We start from the raw sequence: 16,655 nt of genomic DNA on the forward strand, positions 1-16,655 counted from the left end.
TACTGCGACTGTCTATTCATAATGGACAACTCAACTAACTGGTTTTTAGCTTATCTTTCCAAGATAGGGTGGCACGATGTAAGTCGTGGTAACACCGTTCAAACGCCGCGGTATCTTGATTAAATGGGTCATCAATGGCGCTTAATCCAATCCATTGTCCGACCAACAGAGTTTTGGCACCTAAGGTTGGCGCAGTCTCCAGAACTTGTTGTTGGTGGGTTGGGTTCATCACCAGTATGAGGTCAAACTGTTCGGCAAGCTCAGCGGTCAACTGCTGCGCACCGTGCTGCTCTAGGTTAAGTGAAAACTGTTTAGCGATGTCTATTGCTCCGACATCGGCAGGACGGCCTCCATAGCCTAAGGCATCCACTTTAATACCAGCAGAAGCAATGTGTTTAGCTGGAAGGTGCTGTTTGAACAGCGCTTCAGCAAGAGGTGAGCGGCATACATTTGCGGTGCATACCAATAATATGGATTCAAACATATACGAAACTTTACCGAGTGTTGGTGGTGCTTATTAAATTTGAGCGCTGATGACTTTCGGGTGAGTCGTTGTAAACGCCACACAGAACGTATAAGACTGTAGGTAACCTTGTTCTATTTAGGTACTCATTATGTGGTGAGTAAATAACGAGTTATTTGCACAGAAGACGACAATATTATACTCGCACGAACTATTCACCTTGCTTGACTTTCAACAGCCGATAAAACCCAATGCCAATAATCAAACACGTAATGTTAAGTGTCAGATCTAGCCATGAGAATTGACGGGTTGCAATCAGAGCTTGTGAGCTCTCATCCAGCGTTACCAATACAAAAGGAAGCGCTAGCATGGTTAACTTAAGTGTCTCGTTCGAACGTTGCGATACCCAACCTGCTGTGGAAAAACCTAATAACAGGGCCACGGCGCAATGCAGTACAGAGGCGCCGCCCACGTTACGTTCAAACTCGCCAAACTGTAAAGCAATGAGCCCGCTGCTCTTAAGTAAAGATGCTCCACCACCGAGTACAATTATCAAAAAAACAAGGTGCTGATAACGTATCGCCACATCTTTACTCCTAACTTGTTGCGACGGCCTCTATGCCATCCTATTGGGTTTGTTACTAGGACGCTGAATATCGCGCCTTAAGCGCAGCTTCACTGTTTACCCTTACTATCTACGCTGATTTGATATTGCGGCTAACACCGCATCCACTCGTTGCTGTGAGCTGTGTGGTGACTCTGTTTCAACGTAACAACGTAACTCAGGCGCATTACCCGAAGGACGAAGATGCAGATAACTCTGATCGCTTAACTGCAGCCTCAAGCCGTCAGTTTGATCAACATCGACAACCTGCAAATGAGCAAGGCCGACGGATTGCAAAAATGCAGCGTCGTCAATGAGAGCTTGCTCAAGTAACTGAGCAGACATTTCTCGTTCAATACCTTGCAATCGATCGGCTGCAGTATACCGCTTGGGTAACGCCGCGACTTGATCCTGAATGCTACTGTGTTCGACGTAAGACAGCAGCGCGATAACAGGCAGCACTGCGTCACGGGTTGGAAGAGCAGGCAGTGCCTGACCGTTGATAGTGAGTTCGCTAGCCAGCAAGAATCCGCCATTGGCTTCAAACCCCGCAACACAGCGACTGGTTTGACACAGTGTATCAAAGGCTTCAATTACGTACGGTGAACCTATTTTGGTTCGCATTATCTGAGTAAATTCGCCACATCCTTCAACGCTGGTGTTGCAGCTCACTGGTAACGCGAGCGAATCGATGCCTAAGGCTTTCGCCGCCAACAGCCCTAAGATGTCACCGCGTAAATATTCGCCTGATTCATCCGAAAGAAGCGGTCGGTCGCCATCTCCATCGGTTGAGAACACTGCATCCAGTTGATGCTCGGTCACCCAGCGTTTTGCCTGTTCTATATCCTCAGCGGCGACCGCTTCTGTATCAATGGGTACGAACTCGTCACTTCGCCCTAACGATAATGTGGTAGCACCTAGTCGTTCAAATAGCGTTGCATATAAATCGCGACCGGCACTGGAGTGTTCATAAATTCCTATACGCTTGTTCTTCAGCGTATTATTTGCAAATAGTTTGGTATATCGTTCGATGTAGTATTGCGAGGCTGAGTGTGACGCTTTGGGCAGAGAATGTTGGTCTATCCCCGATAGCTCCGCTATGAGCGGCGCATCCAGCTGGTATTGGTTACCAATGATAGCTTGCTCGTCGGCCTTGCTGATTTCACCATCGGCGCGATAGAACTTGATGCCATTTCGATCAAACGGGATGTGGCTACCGGTGATCATAATGGATGGGATGTTAAGGCTCATCGCGTATGCAGCGAGAGCCGGCGTTGGCAATACACCGCAGTATTCGACCTGATACCCAAGCGACTGCGCGGCAAAAGCGCAATAGCTCGCAATAAGTGGGCTGCTTGGGCGATTATCGATACCGATTACAACCGACTTTGACTGTTGTGAAGTAAGAAACCCTAGGGTGAAGGCCGCACAAATTGGCGCGGTAAAATCACTAACCAGTCCACGGGCACCGCTGGTACCAAACGCAATGTTGCCTTGTTCAATTACCGTAGAAACTGTGGTCATGTTATTGTCGTCCATATTTATCGTCTAAGCGGATGATGTCGTCTTCTTCTAAATAAGAGCCCGAACGAACCTCGATGAGCTCCAATGGGATTTGGCCTGGGTTTTCTAAGGAATGGACCTCTCCAACAGGGATATAGGTAGATTGATTTTCGGTGAGCAGGACTTCTTCTTCACCAATGCGCACTTTGGCTGTTCCTGACACCACAACCCAATGCTCTGCTCGGTGATAATGCATTTGCACCGACAATTTTCCGCCTGGCTTAACCGATATGCGTTTCACTTGAAAGCGCTCACCATTGTCGATGGAATCAAATTTGCCCCAAGGGCGATAAACTTCTCGGTGATGCTGCCATTCGCTGCGTTGCTCTGACTTAATGGTATCAACGATTTGTTTAACTTGCTGAACCTTGCTTTTGTCGGCAACCAATACCGCATCTTTGGTTTCTACCACAATCAGGTTGTCGACACCTACGGTCGCGATAAGTTTTTCTGTAGAGTGTAAGTAGGAGTTCGTTGTTTCTATGCTTAGCACGTCGCCTTTGCTGGCATTAAGATGATTGTCATGCTCTGCTACTTCCCATAAGGCCGACCAACTTCCTACGTCACTCCAACCACAGTCTAGGGGGACTACGGCGGCTTTTTCGGTGTTTTCCATCACGGCGTAGTCGATGGACTCGTCTGGGCAGGCCTCAAATGCAGCTTGATCAATACGAACAAAATCGAGGTCCGCTGATGTATGCTGACAGGCGAGCTCACACGCTCGGTAAATGTCTGGACGATACTGCTTGAGTTCATTCAAATACTGAGCAGCTTTAAACAAAAACATGCCACTGTTCCACAGATAATTACCTGTTGCGACATAGTCTTGTGCGGTGGCAAGGTCGGGTTTTTCAACAAAGCTATCAACCATATAGCTGTTACTACCCTTTATAGGCTGACCTTGTTTAATGTAACCATAGCCAGTTTCTGGAGTCGTAGGAACAATACCAAAAGTAACGAGAACGTTTTGTTCAGCCAATGGCATGGCAGACTCGATCGCACTGACAAACGCTTTAGGATCTTTAATGATGTGATCTGCGGCAAGCACCAATAAAGTTGCTTCTGAGTCTTCTTCAACCGCCCGAAACGCAGCTAGCGCCACGGCTGGCGCAGTATTACGTCCTACGGGCTCCAAAATTATATCGTTCTGTGTGTGGCCGTGAAGACGCAATTGCTCTGCAACCGTAAAACGATGATCTTCATTACAAATGACCATTGGGCTACCGTGTTGCAAGGTATTCAACCTTGCTAGAGTATCTTGCAACATGGTGTTGTCGCCTTGCAGATTTAAAAACTGCTTAGGGTAGGCTTGGCGCGAAAGGGGCCACAGTCGAGAACCTGAACCGCCGGCCATAATGACGGGAATTATCATAACTGTCCTTGATTATCTGAGTTTAAATCCATTTTGAAGAGCGCGTTGGTTCGAACAAAGTCACTTTCAGTATAGTCAATCAACATGTGATTGTTTGCGCCCAATATGAGACACAATCATATTGATAATTAAAGATTTACCACTGCTCAATTGGAAACGCTTCGAGCAATACACGCTGTCGCTCATTTAACTTGTCAATCGGTTTGTTGTTGATGGAGAGCGCCTCTTCCAACGAAGAAGCAAACGCGTACTCGCCTTCTTGACGACCGGTGCCTAGGTAGTAATCGTGGTATTTAAAGTCATGCTCGCCATTACCGCTTTTAAAGTAGACAGCAGGGATACCGTAGGCCTCGGCGAGAATGACACCGTGTAGTGAACTTGAGACTACTCGCTTGGCGTTAACGATCGCTTGAATAAATTGATATGGATGACAATCTGGAGATAAAAACCGAGTACCTTCGCCCACCAGTTCATCGTATCGGTCGTTACCTTCATTAAAGTGACGAATAAGCAGTACATCGCAAGATTCTGGTTGGTTTTGCATCCACTGTTTATTGTAAAAAAGTGGTGCCAATATTCCAGGGTCGCCGAATACGTCAGGGCAACTGATCCCTCTGTTTTCGAGAAACTCTTTAGTGAGTGGGCCCCTAACAGCTCTAACATCCAAAGATGAAAATGTATGGACTTTAGGATCGATTTTGCCGTTAATCCCAGAGCCCCACACGGTATCGCCGTCATTACCGAAATGCATAATGGATCCAATACCAAGCAGCTTGCCAGCCGCTTGTCGTTCTACAAGGACCTTTCCATGCATTTTCAAAACGGAGGTGACCAACTCATATGATAGATGGTCGCCAACATTTATACGCCCGTCCTTAGGCTCCCACCAAAACAGGCGCTTTTTCTCAAAGTAATTGATGAGTGATTTACTTGATATCATGGGCTAGCTTTTTCCAAAAGTGAATAGACAATAATTGTTTAATAGATTGTATTTTTAAAGTGACATTAAACCGTGTCTTACGGTGAAGAATTTCAAAAATAAAAACGTTAAAGAATGATGTGACAATCAAAGCGACTGCAATACCCTCAAGGCCCATTCTATTAGTCAATAGATGACCTAAAGTGAACATTACTGCGCAGGATAGGAAGTTTCTTATTAATGCGAGGTGTTCTATTTTTTGCACTGAATAATAAATCCCACCAACGTTAGAAAGGAATAGCATTGGTAGAGAAATAGCGAGAAGCTCCAGTATCGCAATACTCTCGCTATACTCTTCACCTAACGTAAATCGAATTATATGCCCGCCTAACGCATACATAAATATGGCTAAAGATATTGAGACAACAATAGAAATTATATAAATCGTGGTGATTGACTCGAGTTTTTCGGCTTTGTTTTCGTTCGAAATCATTGGTAATAAGAAAGAATTAATCATGCCAAGCAAAGAGATGATCTGTTCAATAAATTTATATGCGGCTACATAAATACCCAGCGCATAAAAACCAAACTTTGCTTCCACGATCAATTGATCGAGTTTGTTGTAGTAGGTGAGCAAGATAAGCGACATAAACAGATAGAGCGCGCGATAACTATTGCTGTAATTGAGTTTTTTAACCCGGGACTTAATTGGGGTGAAAAACAGCTTCATGTCACGTACAAGGTTTTCCTCCGACAGCATTAAATAACCAATTAGCTTGACGATACTTACGGTGAAGTGGATAAGAACAACATGGAAAATCATATTGTCCGATACGTAAAAAACAGCGATTTTACTAAAGGAGCTTATGCTCTCAATCACAATGTGAAACAACGAAATCTGCTTGATTTTGAGTTTGGATTGGCAAATATAGAAATAACTTTGGATAGGTTGAAGCAGTGTGAGTACTGCAATAGTAACCAATTGATAATCCGGGATACTGCCTCGCAGGTAATATGAAATTATTGCGGTCGATGGAATGAGAAGCAAAAACTTAGTCTTAAGCAAATAGTTGAAAAACTGACGTTTATAGGCACTATCACGCATGCTTAAGTAGACACGGCGAAAACCCAAATCTGACAGAGTGAAAATTAAGTACACGATCAGGTAGTAGTAACTGAGCGCACCAAAACCTTCACCACCGAGTGCTCGTATGATCAAAATGTTAGAGATAAACGCCAGTAAGGTGAGCACGATTTTTTCGACGAAAACCCAAACCAGTTTGACAATGTTTTCTTTTTTCATGCTTTTCTCTGTGACAACGTGTGAATATTAAAGAGTCTTAACACACTATGAGCGCAATACGTGCACAGGCTGTTTACCATCGAGTTACTCGAGATAATGGGGGATTGTATACGGCTCATAGCGATCTTCCGTTAGAGCCTGAGATAGCTTGTTCAAACCCTAAGAAGACTTGTTGATCCGAGTAGCACTCGTATGCCTGTTCTATCAGTTGATTGGCGCAAACGCTCGCTTGTAGAGCATGGTTCAGTTGTGGCTCCAAAGGCTCACCTCGAAGCAATAGGTGGCAAAACGGATGTTTGTCCGCCATGTTGCGAGCAAAGGCGTTATCCGACATAAGCAGATTGCATCCGTAAGTGATGGCATGATAAAACGCGCCCGAGACGATCATCGAGTCTTCACTGTGCGGCAAAATGGCATATCGAGTTCGTTGTAATAGTGCGTTCAGCTCTTCATCCGGTATGAATCTGTCGTCCCAAATGATGTTTAAGTTTCTGCGCTGTATGACGCTATTCAGCTCGTCGCGTAGCTCCTGAGATTCGGCTTTCCCCACTAACGTTAAAGCGATACTTTGTGGCCAAATTTCGAACAGTGAGGTGAGGTTTTTGTACTTTTTGACCTGGCCAAAGATAAGAAAATCGATGTCCCTGCGGTGATTGTGTTCGATGTATGGCTCTCGCAAATATAAAGGGTGGGGGACAACAATAGAGTTAACATCTTCTACGCGATCGTGAGTAATGGTATTGGTGGATAGATGACTCAATAGGTAGGTAATCCACGCGGTCAGTCTTTTGGCTAGAGCGTCTTGGCTGTCGTGCGGCTTATGGTTATGTTTCACCCACACTATTGTTGAACAAATAAGCTTTAGGTAAAGCAAAATGGCCACGCATTTTATAAAGCCCAAAACAGGCGCTCTAGAGTGGCTTACCTTAGACTCAAACCAATTTAAAATGGCCACCGTATTGCGTCGCTTTAGGCTGAACGGCTTCGCTAAAGCAGTGCTAATACTGATCACATCATGTCGTTGCGCCAGAAGACTCGAGACAATATGAATGTACTGATTGTTCTCCGCCGAAATCGGGTCCATGATGATGGTTTTGTTGATACTGCTAACAGATGATTCCATGGTGTTACTTACCTATCGGTTGAACGCAGTCTGCGTCTTCAGCGCCACCAAGTGTGAGAAGAATACGGGAATGCCAATAACGTAACGCCGAAACATCCTTTTAGGCTCGCTGCCCAGTCGATAGGCCCACTCTAATCCGGTTTTCCTAAAGAATGACGGTGCTCGTTTTACTTTGTTGGCCTGAAAATCCAGCACAGCGCCACCGCAAATCACCACGGTGCGAGATAGATTCAGTTTTTTAATCTCGCTGGCCAGTTGCTCTTGTTTGGGCATCCCCATCGCCAAAATCACGAGATTGAGCTGGCCATCGTTGTGATGCCTCTGAAAGAGCGATACATAGTGATCAATTGTCTCAAAGCCGTGATGCTTAACGCTACACAGCTCATCGAGTCCCAAGTTGGAAACCCCTTTACTTAACCAAGGGTCTTCAGTACCAAAAGCCATGACATTGAGGGGTTGCTGTTGTGCTTTAGCCACAATACGTGGAATCAAATCGGTTCCATTCATATTGTTACCCGGTGGTCGTTCAAACAGGCTCATCGCCATCTTCATCCCTATTCCGTCGCGCAGCAAAACGTCTAGATCCATGAAATTGTTGAGCAGAGCGGGGTCAGAGCAAAGGTTAAATCCGTGCTGATTGACAAAACCAAGGGTTAACGTTGCGTGCTGGCTCAATACCGATTCAATCAGCTGCTCTTCATCGGATACGGATTGGATTTTGGTGATCATATCGAGGTTATCGTAGCGTTTCATATTAGCTTGCCGTTTTTAAAAATGGACTGTTGAACAGGGAGTTAAATCTGAGTGAGTTGGACAGTTTGTACAAAATTATGGGTCCAGCAATACCGACGACGGTACCCACTACAATGTGCAGCCAGGGTTGGTCGATACCCAGTTTGATAAGTACGATCCGCAGCCCGCTAGCAAAGACAATGTGAGCCAAATAAATCGGCATTGACAGTTCCCCTAATTGGGTCCAGAAGGTCTGTTTGGTGTGACTGAGAAATCCTGCTACTTGCAACACAAGCGCAATCGAACTGACCGCAGTAGAGTAATGAACAAACGGCATGAACCATGACTCACTATGCATCCAGTAAAGTCTTGTGGTTTGCAGCATTGTTACCACAATTAGCGACAGAAGTATGGCGGAGCGTGAGTGAAAATGAGTGGTCTTAGTGATCAGCGCTGGGAACAGAGCACCGAACAGGAAAAATACCAAGTTATCTTTGATATAGAGGTACAGATAATAGATCTGCGACTCAAATTCGACAGGAAAGCAATAAAGTAATATAGCGACAAAAAATAGGATAATTGGATTGCGTGGATGAGCATTCGCCGCAACGATGTAGACCACGGAAAACAACATTAAAACATATAAAAACCAAAAGTGAGCTCGTGGAAGCCAGACGACAAATACCCGCCATAACTCGACGTTGCCATTGGTGTAGTTGCTCATTGCAAACTCAATAAAGCCTTGAATCAACATCCATATTAGGTATGGGTACATCAGTGTGTGGAGCTTGCTGGTAATTAATGTTGATGCTGAGCGTTTGGCCACACTTTTAGCCATAAAGTAGCCCGATATTACAAAAAATAACGGCATGTGAAAGCTATACACTATGGAGTCGACATAGTCGAAGTAGGGGACTTCAATAGCAGCGTTATCTAATCCTCTTAGGACGTGACCAAACACGACCAACAGGATGCCAATTCCCTTACAGATATCAAAGGTTGTTAGACGTGTTTGCATAGTACGGTCTACTTTGTTGAGATTTAATCAGGCCGAACCCCATCCATAGGATAGGAGACGTTTTCATTGAATAGATGGCATTGCCACCGATGAGCAAATTGAGTGAAATGTAGAAGATTAACAAGGTCGAATAGATGATGGCCCTGTCGCTTTGATTGGTTAAAAATGCGTGAATGAAAAAAATGAACATTGCGGCAAGCAAAATCGTGTTTGAGGCCAATAAGTACGCGTATCCACTGTCCCAGTACTCATTCAGATTGGCGTAACCAAAACCTAGAACCTCGATTACCTCTAGCTCGTAAAAGTGAGACATGCCCAGACTAATACGCCCGACAAAGTTATCGCCGGTATATTGAAAATCGTTTTGGTACGCAATAAATGTCGCCAATAGCACAATGCTTGCCATCAATGTGTTTTTGATACTGACAACCGTTTTGGGGTTGGACAAAGTCAGAAACCGGATAGCAAAGCAGACCACAAGAAGGGCGCTTGCCGTTCTACTGTTGTTGGTTAACACAATGAAGACCAACGTAAAGAGGATAATGTAGCGATGTTTTTTGCTAAATGTATCCCAAAACGCGACCAAGTAAATGGCAACAACTGAGCAGTAATTGGCAAGGGATACCTGCTCCAAAAATATCGATGACGTGCGATGAGAAGAGAAAAAACCAAAGTTAAATCGCCCTTCGATAGCCAAAGAGTTACCAAATAGCCCCAACTCGTTAAAACTTTTAATCTCCATTCCTCGAGTACTCAAATAGTATTGAGCTGGCTCAAAAATGGTCACATAAGTAGTAACGCTAATCGTCTCAATCAACAATACAACCAGCACTAAAACCGTGGTGTAGAGTACCAATTTATTCAGTGTTTCGATGTCGACCCTCATGCCGAGTAAAGTAAAAGTCGAAATAATAAGAAAGTTGCGGATCGCCTCAATGGGAATAGCGCCGTTGGCGACATAAATAAGGGCGCTCGACAACGCAATGGAAACCATTAATAAGTAAGGCAGAATCTCATCTTTATTGGGCTTTTCTATAAAGGCTAAGCCCAGTCCAGCACCAATGATAAACAGCTCGATGATCACGCTGTGATTACGACTTACACTCATAGCGTGAGCGTTAAGAATGGCAAGCACCCCATTGTAAACAATGGCAAGCATCGCTAACGCAAAAATAAGGGTGACTTTACTCGTCCTTGAGTGCATCTGGTTAAGAGTGTGTCGATAAAGTTGAGTAGACTTTGGTGAAGTCACTGGCTTTTTTACTAAAGCTGTAGAGTTGCGATTGTTCAATACAACGGGATTTTTCTCCTACTAACTCATCAAAGTTAATGCTTTTAATAAATTCACTGACACTGGCACTACTGGTAAAGTCAATCAGCATGCCGCATTGAGTTTTATTGTGAATGGTGACAAAACTGTCAATATTGGACATGATCGGAATAAGCCCACCGGCCATGCACTCAATAATGGTCATGCCAAACCCTTCATATTCAGACGCGCTGGCAATAAATGACGATTGAGAAACGACTTGGGCGAGCTCGTCTTCACTCGCTTCGATAACAAATTCCACTTTCGACGCCAAATCCAAGTCTATGACTTGCTGCTTTAACTTATGGTAATTGTTGTCCCAATCTTTTCCTGCAATCACTAACTTAAATTGGTTATCAAGCTGGTTGAGCTGCGAAAACCACTGAATCAAAAGGTCGACCCTTTTATTGTCAGAAAAGCGACCAATAAACAGAATCTGCTTGTTGGCTGAGTCGTTTTTAAACTTGGCAAACTTGTCAGTGTTAACACCATTTTCAATCAGCAGCGTTTTGTGTGGATAGAGGCGTTCAAAAATCTTGTGATCGTTTGAGCTGCACGTCATGACTTGGTCAACAGAGCGAAGTGAGAAACGGGTGACCGTATTAAAAAAGAGCTTTTTAAGATTGGCGGCAAATTTAGTATGAAAGAATCCACCATGGGTCGATAAAACTATGGGGGTTTTTAAGCGAAATTTATTGAGACTGATGTAATCAATAAAAAAGTCTACTGCGTGCACATGAATTACATCCACATCGTCAAGGTGCTTGAGCACTGAGAGCGCAATGGGATAGCGGTGACTGCCCACAAAAGGAATGCGCACAATGTCCAATCCAAACACACGTTCTTCGGCGTCGAGCGATTGGTCGGTGTCGTAGCGTCGATCAAGTGTGACAACTTTAACGTCCATACCTTGTTTCACTTGCTCTTTCGCTAAATCGAGGACGAAATTTTCTAAGCCACCAATGGCGGGGTAAAACTGTCTAACAACGTGGGCAATTCGCATGAATACTCTACTCTCTACAACGTTATGAAAGGGCGTTGGATAACTGTAAAAGTTGAGTTGCTTTAGTCGACCAGCAGTGCAGCTTTAGCAGTGCCTTATCGCGCTCAACATGGGTGTTTGGTGTTAGGTTAGCAATACGCTCAATAAACTGCGCTTGCGTTTGATAACGCAACACCCCTGGCATGCCGGCATCGTCAAAGTAATCGGGGACGATCATCGGCTTGTTGGTGGCTGCGTACTCAAAAAACTTCATTGGACTGCGGCCTTTATTATTGGTGGTAAATGTAAAGGGCATTATTAACGCGTCGTAGTGGGACAAAACGGTTGGTAAGACTTGATAGTCAACAGCCCCTTTATGCTTAAGATTTGGCAGCGTGATATCCAATGTGTGCTGTAAATCTGGTGAATGGATACAGAACTCGATGTCTGGTAAAGCTTTTGCTGCGCTATTGATTAATGGAGCGTCAAACCGCGCATCGAGGCTGCCGACATAACCAACCTTTATCGCAGAGCTGGATTGGCTGTCTAAGTCATTACGAGTAAAGGTGGCAAAATGGTTGAAGTCGAACCCGTTATTGAGCACGCTCGCTTGCTGGTCATTCAATTGGTGGAACTTAACAATGGCTTCGCTGGTGGCCACAACATGATCGGCTTGCTCTATCAGCCTTTGTTCGACCTGTTTGTATGCTGCCCCTTTGGGCATTTCTGTATAAATATCGGTGGGGCGATAAATCACCTTACGACAGTCCAAATGTTGAATCGCCTTTTGAAACACAGGATCATCGACAAAGCAGACATCAAAGTGTGGAATACTGTTTTTTTGTGCAAGTTGAGTGATCGCTTTAGCAAGTGTCCGAGAATGTGAACCATAGCTAAAGCTCATGGTATGCCATTTACTTGGTAGCCAACCACCCACTTGAAATTGCCACAAATTAGGCTCAATTTCGCCCGATAAAAACGCCTCTCTAGGCCCACGCTTGATTTGGTGCAACTGCGACCATGGGTGAGGGATGTGCATGACCTTGTGCCCTTGCTTTGCCAATTGCTTCGCAAGGTGATGGCTGCCCACAACGTATTTATTTCCAATGAATGTGTGACTTAAAAATAGAATATTCATAGTTAATCTTTAACGCCTACGGTGTCCATGTTGGGATCAGATTGAGTGAAACTAGTGCTGCTTGGTGATGCTGTGATCCTTCAAAGCATTTACATAACCGAGCGTGTTTACGTCTGCCAGGCAACCAAAGCTGTATCTATCGCGAATAGTTGTAATAGTAATCTTCTGTTCTTGCGTCGTTGGCTAACGTTGCATTAAGTACGGTGCCACTCAGTTTGATTTTGTGGCGATGCAACTGATCGATCACAAACTGAACCGTCTCTGTTTTAGTGCTGTTTGCTTTGACCACTAACGTTACATGGCCTATCAAGCTACCCACGATTAACGTATCGCTTATGGATGACATAGGGGGCGTGTCGATAATAATACGGTCGAATTGGGTCAGTGCTGTGTCGATAAATTGCTTAAACTTGGCGTCGTTTAGGGTTTGTTGAGGCGAGGCGGTAGCAATGCCCGAGACCGCGATGCTTAGGTTGTGATCAACCTCTTCAACAATACATTCTTCAAATGCTGCATCGGCATGGATGTAATTGGTTATGCCTAATTGTGAGCGAGAGACATCGAAGCATTTATAAATTGAAGGCTTACGTAAATCAGTATCTATCAGTAATACTTTTTCAAACTTGGCAAATGAACGAGCCAGCTGGATTGCCGATGACGTTTTGCCTTCATTTGGTAGCGATGAGGAGATCACTGTGACGTTGCTATAATGGTCTTGATTCTGGTTTATGATCATTGCGGTGCGAAGTGAGTCGACTTTTTCGGTGTAAATTTCATAGAGCACGGCTTTAGTTTTGCCTTGCTTGGTAATGGGGTGATTCTTCTTATGACCTTTCACTTTTGGCAATGCAACCAGTGGCAAAATACCGAGTTTTTCTTGGAAGTCTTGCATATTGGTGATGGTTTTACGGAAGGTATCGAGCACGATGACAAGCAAACATGCCCCAAATAGGCTAGCAATAAAGGCGACCGCGACTATTTTTGAGCGTGATGGCTTATATGGTGAGGACGGCACCAAGGCTAAATCACTGATGCGGGCGTCTGCAGTACTAAAATCGGCAGTTGCGTTGGTCTCTTTTTGACGCGTTAAGAACAGGTCATAAATATTGGCGTTCGTATCCACTTCACGTTTGAGCGAGTCGTATTGCCCCTTTACAAGGCTAACCGACTGAAGCTCCGACTTTTTGTTGTTGAGCTCTTGTTTCAACAGTTGTTCGCGAGATTGAGTGGTTCTAAGATCGCTTTCTAACCCTTGCAGTACTTTATTGACGACGTTGTTGCTGCGCTGCTTAGCTGACGCCAGCTGTGCTTGCGCTTGGATCATTTTGTCGTGTTTAGGGCCGTAGCGTTTCGAGAGTTGCGCTAAGTTGCGTTCAGCTTCACTTTCGGCTGAGCGAACTTCTCTAATTTGAGGGTGATTATTGATAGCAGAAATAGTGGTTAAATCTCCACCTTGGTTATCTTTTAGCGCGTTATACAGAGATTGCGCTTGAATACGAGCTTCAGTGGCGTTGGCCAGTTGATTGGTCAAGTTGGCCAACTCATTACTGGCAAGTGCTTCAATGCCACTGTTATCGATAAGCTCTCGTTGCTGTAAAAAGTCATTGAGTGCTTGTTCAGACGCTTCCAGTTTTTGTCGCAATTCGGCAAGTTGCTCGTTGATCCACGAGGTGGCTTGCTCTGTTGCCAGCAGTTTCGAATCTAAGTTACTTTCTATGTAGGCTTGGCCTACTTGATTGGCGATGTTCGCAGCCATATGCGGTGATTCTGACTCAAAGGCTATTTTGACCAGCTGGGTTTTTGGGATGGGTATGATGGTCAGCTTAGATTTAAACGTCGACAATGCAGAGCGAAACGCACTTTCTTCCAACTGAGCTGCTGTGGGTTGGGGTGTTTCTTTTGCAAAATAGTTTCGCGCTAATGGTAGTTGTTTGACTTGCTCTTTGAGGCGGTCGAGTAGGTTAGGCTCTTTAAGTATTAACGCGGGATTAAATTCTGGGTGCTCAGTGAGGTTGAGCGCATCGATGACTTTACGTGCAACAACGTTAGAGCGCATAATCTCATACTGGGTTTGATAATAGCCATCAGCGCTGGTATCCAACCCCACTACCGCTTCAATGGATACGGTATTGTTTTGCGACGACTCAATAAACAGTGTTGATACCGCTCGATAAGTGGGTGTTATAGAGAGTGCGCCCATCACAGCAATACCGGTGCAAACCGCAGTAAACAGCGAAATCTTGAACCAGTGCTTTGCCAGTAAAGACACATAGTAGAGAGGATCGAGCGCGAGAGGGCGCTGCATTGCTGGATTAGATATAGTCATATTCTCGTATTCGTCGCCTGCGTGAAAATTTAGAAAAAGCTTTGTTCAATCACTATGATGTCACCAGGATTAACTCTGGCCGACAATGCTGCTTTGATTTTTGTATTGACGTCATTTGAGCGGGTAATGTAGATTTTTTTACGTGCAGCTCTATCGGTAAAACCGCCCGCCAGTGCAATGGCTTTATCGACAGTTAGACCAGGTTGAAACTCGTAGCCACCAGGTTGTTTTACCTCACCATTGACATAGATGTTGCGATAGCCTACAACGCTCACCCTCACTTTTGGCGAGACTAAATAATCGCCCTTTAGACCTTTGATGATCTCTAGCTTGAGTTGCTCGGGAGTTTTGTTAATAGCGGTCAGTTGGCCTAAATAGGGGTAATTAAATCGCCCGCTGCTACTTATGAGAAGGCCGCTGATGGACAGTTCTTGCTCGTCGTAGACAACAATTTCAATGCGATCTCCTGCACCAATTTTGTAGGTTGAATCGGACTCTTCGGCAGCTGTGACAACCGTTGCCAATAGGCTAAGAGAGAATAGGATAAAAACAGAAAATAATTTGCTCATAAGTTATCTATCAAAATGCAAAGTTAGCGTTGAGGGACCAAACGTTTTGGTTGTAGGTGTATCCAACAGAATTAGAGTCGTTATCTTCACCGCGCCAACCCGCAACGAGGTCTACACGTTCATACAGTTCGTAACCCAGTTTTATTGAGGCGCTGGAAGTGTCATCGGTTCGCGTTACGCTGTTGTAATCTTTGCGGCTATAATTTAAACCCAAATTACTGTAAACATTTGCCAACCAGTAGTGCTTCCACTGGGCGCTAATGCGGCTTCCATCCAGATCGCCTTCTTCTGTATCCGCGTCTTCGTTTCGTAACCCACCGTCAATGGTAAGTGTGGAGTATTCTAACGGTTTCCACTCAACGGTGAGGTCCCAACTGAAGTTGTCGCTCCCTTCGCGAGAGCTGTCGTCGTACTTTTTGTCTTGGATACCCAGTCGTAATTTACCGTTCGTTTTACCGGTTATTTCCCACACAGCACCGGTTAAGTAGTAAGTTTCGTTGTAGTCTTGAGAGCCGCCACTGCGACTGTTTTTAGTGTATTGGCGGTTGTTGTAATCCAACTGCAAAAGCAGTTGGGTAGCGGGCAGCACTTGGACATAAAATGCACCGTCAGCGCCGATTTGCAGGTAGTCATCAAAGGTTGTGTCTAAGACATCGCTGCCGCGATAGTTGGTGTAAGTTCGGTCTTCAAAATCGAGGGTTGCTTCGATTCTGCCTTTCGCATTGTCGGAGCCAAATATGTACGTTGCGTCGGCGACATGGGTTTTGTACTCAACAGGAGTCGTTAAGTTTGCAACTAACGCATCACCTGATGCGATGCCGCTGCCTCGAGCATCATGTTGGGTGAGAAATGCATAGTTAAACCCTAAGGCATGTCGGGTGGTAAATCGCACTAAATTATTGGTCGCAAAGGTATGATCAACGTAATTATCGTCACTGGTGTTGGAGTGAAAGCCCGCGTCAAGTTGATAGGCGACTCTATAGCGATTACCGTTGCGGTCCGACTCTATTGCCACTCCAGGTTTTACATCGAAGATAGCCGATGATTGTGCGTCACTGGTGCGGGTATAGTTGTCGTTATAACGCAAACCACTTTCCAAAATGGGAATGATGGTCAAGCCATTTTCGGTGGTGTATCCGTTGCTTTCTAACGCCAATACGTGCGATGTGCTCATTGCTGCAACGATGGCAAGGAAAACTCTACAGTGCTTCATGCGCATTCCTATTTAAGTCCA

General features: G+C 44.9%; 15 protein-coding genes. All 15 read right to left on the reverse strand.

What is annotated here, in order from left to right; translation table 11 throughout:
- Nucleotides 1-34: 34 nt before the first annotated feature.
- Entirely contained in the window at nucleotides 35-484 is a 450-nt protein-coding gene (locus tag ST37_RS13370) for a hypothetical protein (protein ID WP_084887184.1), read from the reverse strand.
- A 190-nt stretch (nucleotides 485-674) separates the two neighbouring features.
- Nucleotides 675-1,049, reverse strand: a complete 375-nt coding sequence (locus ST37_RS13375) for a hypothetical protein (protein ID WP_084887186.1) — start codon at nucleotides 1,047-1,049, stop codon at nucleotides 675-677.
- Nucleotides 1,050-1,154: 105 nt separating this feature from the next.
- On the reverse strand, nucleotides 1,155-2,591 hold the full coding sequence (locus ST37_RS13380) for a phosphomannomutase (protein ID WP_084887188.1): 1,437 nt from the start codon (nucleotides 2,589-2,591) through the stop codon (nucleotides 1,155-1,157).
- 1 nt (nucleotide 2,592) lies between these two features.
- Nucleotides 2,593-4,002: a mannose-1-phosphate guanylyltransferase/mannose-6-phosphate isomerase gene (locus tag ST37_RS13385; protein WP_084887191.1), complete on the reverse strand. Its 1,410-nt coding sequence runs from the start codon at nucleotides 4,000-4,002 to the stop codon at nucleotides 2,593-2,595.
- A 136-nt stretch (nucleotides 4,003-4,138) separates the two neighbouring features.
- Nucleotides 4,139-4,942 (reverse strand): polysaccharide pyruvyl transferase family protein, encoded by an 804-nt coding sequence (locus ST37_RS13390; protein ID WP_084887193.1) that lies wholly within the window; start codon nucleotides 4,940-4,942, stop codon nucleotides 4,139-4,141.
- On the reverse strand, nucleotides 4,929-6,224 hold the full coding sequence (locus ST37_RS13395; RefSeq protein WP_084887195.1) for an oligosaccharide flippase family protein: 1,296 nt from the start codon (nucleotides 6,222-6,224) through the stop codon (nucleotides 4,929-4,931). Before ST37_RS13395 ends, ST37_RS13390 begins: the two co-directional genes overlap by 14 nt.
- Before the next feature lie 115 nt (nucleotides 6,225-6,339).
- Nucleotides 6,340-7,347, reverse strand: a complete 1,008-nt coding sequence (locus ST37_RS13400) for a hypothetical protein (protein ID WP_084887197.1) — start codon at nucleotides 7,345-7,347, stop codon at nucleotides 6,340-6,342.
- Between the two features lie 12 nt (nucleotides 7,348-7,359).
- Complete coding sequence (locus ST37_RS13405; protein WP_084887199.1) at nucleotides 7,360-8,100, reverse strand: WecB/TagA/CpsF family glycosyltransferase; 741 nt, start codon at nucleotides 8,098-8,100, stop codon at nucleotides 7,360-7,362.
- Nucleotide 8,101: 1 nt separating this feature from the next.
- The gene (locus ST37_RS13410) at nucleotides 8,102-9,097 is read right to left on the reverse strand and encodes an acyltransferase (protein WP_084887201.1); all 996 of its coding nucleotides are present in this window, start codon (nucleotides 9,095-9,097) and stop codon (nucleotides 8,102-8,104) included.
- On the reverse strand, nucleotides 9,072-10,301 hold the full coding sequence (locus ST37_RS13415; protein ID WP_143698203.1) for a hypothetical protein: 1,230 nt from the start codon (nucleotides 10,299-10,301) through the stop codon (nucleotides 9,072-9,074). The genes ST37_RS13410 and ST37_RS13415 overlap by 26 nt, the downstream gene beginning before the upstream one ends.
- Before the next feature lie 4 nt (nucleotides 10,302-10,305).
- On the reverse strand, nucleotides 10,306-11,409 hold the full coding sequence (locus ST37_RS13420; RefSeq protein WP_084887205.1) for a glycosyltransferase family 4 protein: 1,104 nt from the start codon (nucleotides 11,407-11,409) through the stop codon (nucleotides 10,306-10,308).
- A 22-nt stretch (nucleotides 11,410-11,431) separates the two neighbouring features.
- Nucleotides 11,432-12,526, reverse strand: a complete 1,095-nt coding sequence (locus ST37_RS13425; RefSeq protein ID WP_084887208.1) for a hypothetical protein — start codon at nucleotides 12,524-12,526, stop codon at nucleotides 11,432-11,434.
- Between the two features lie 136 nt (nucleotides 12,527-12,662).
- A complete protein-coding gene (locus ST37_RS13430) occupies nucleotides 12,663-14,852 on the reverse strand; it encodes a polysaccharide biosynthesis tyrosine autokinase (protein ID WP_084887210.1) in 2,190 nt (729 codons plus the stop codon).
- Between the two features lie 29 nt (nucleotides 14,853-14,881).
- Nucleotides 14,882-15,421, reverse strand: coding sequence for a polysaccharide biosynthesis/export family protein (locus ST37_RS13435; protein WP_084887212.1), 540 nt, complete (start codon nucleotides 15,419-15,421; stop codon nucleotides 14,882-14,884).
- Nucleotides 15,422-15,431: 10 nt separating this feature from the next.
- A complete protein-coding gene (locus ST37_RS13440; RefSeq protein WP_172400997.1) occupies nucleotides 15,432-16,634 on the reverse strand; it encodes an outer membrane beta-barrel protein in 1,203 nt (400 codons plus the stop codon).
- Between the last annotated feature and the right edge of the window lie 21 nt (nucleotides 16,635-16,655).

The sequence above is a fragment of the Vibrio sp. qd031 genome, from assembly GCF_002100145.1.
In the GTDB taxonomy this organism is placed as follows: domain Bacteria; phylum Pseudomonadota; class Gammaproteobacteria; order Enterobacterales; family Vibrionaceae; genus Vibrio.

Coding starts and splice junctions, on each gene's coding strand:
- ST37_RS13415 (WP_143698203.1), bottom strand. CDS start 10,301: ATGCACTCAAGGACGAGTAAAGTCACCCTTATTTTTGCGTTAGCGATG.
- ST37_RS13385 (WP_084887191.1), bottom strand. CDS start 4,002: ATGATAATTCCCGTCATTATGGCCGGCGGTTCAGGTTCTCGACTGTGG.
- ST37_RS13370 (WP_084887184.1), bottom strand. CDS start 484: ATGTTTGAATCCATATTATTGGTATGCACCGCAAATGTATGCCGCTCA.
- ST37_RS13430 (WP_084887210.1), bottom strand. CDS start 14,852: ATGACTATATCTAATCCAGCAATGCAGCGCCCTCTCGCGCTCGATCCT.
- ST37_RS13420 (WP_084887205.1), bottom strand. CDS start 11,409: ATGCGAATTGCCCACGTTGTTAGACAGTTTTACCCCGCCATTGGTGGC.
- ST37_RS13395 (WP_084887195.1), bottom strand. CDS start 6,224: ATGAAAAAAGAAAACATTGTCAAACTGGTTTGGGTTTTCGTCGAAAAA.
- ST37_RS13400 (WP_084887197.1), bottom strand. CDS start 7,347: ATGGAATCATCTGTTAGCAGTATCAACAAAACCATCATCATGGACCCG.
- ST37_RS13440 (WP_172400997.1), bottom strand. CDS start 16,634: ATGAAGCACTGTAGAGTTTTCCTTGCCATCGTTGCAGCAATGAGCACA.
- ST37_RS13380 (WP_084887188.1), bottom strand. CDS start 2,591: ATGACCACAGTTTCTACGGTAATTGAACAAGGCAACATTGCGTTTGGT.
- ST37_RS13390 (WP_084887193.1), bottom strand. CDS start 4,942: ATGATATCAAGTAAATCACTCATCAATTACTTTGAGAAAAAGCGCCTG.
- ST37_RS13425 (WP_084887208.1), bottom strand. CDS start 12,526: ATGAATATTCTATTTTTAAGTCACACATTCATTGGAAATAAATACGTT.
- ST37_RS13405 (WP_084887199.1), bottom strand. CDS start 8,100: ATGAAACGCTACGATAACCTCGATATGATCACCAAAATCCAATCCGTA.
- ST37_RS13410 (WP_084887201.1), bottom strand. CDS start 9,097: ATGCAAACACGTCTAACAACCTTTGATATCTGTAAGGGAATTGGCATC.
- ST37_RS13435 (WP_084887212.1), bottom strand. CDS start 15,421: ATGAGCAAATTATTTTCTGTTTTTATCCTATTCTCTCTTAGCCTATTG.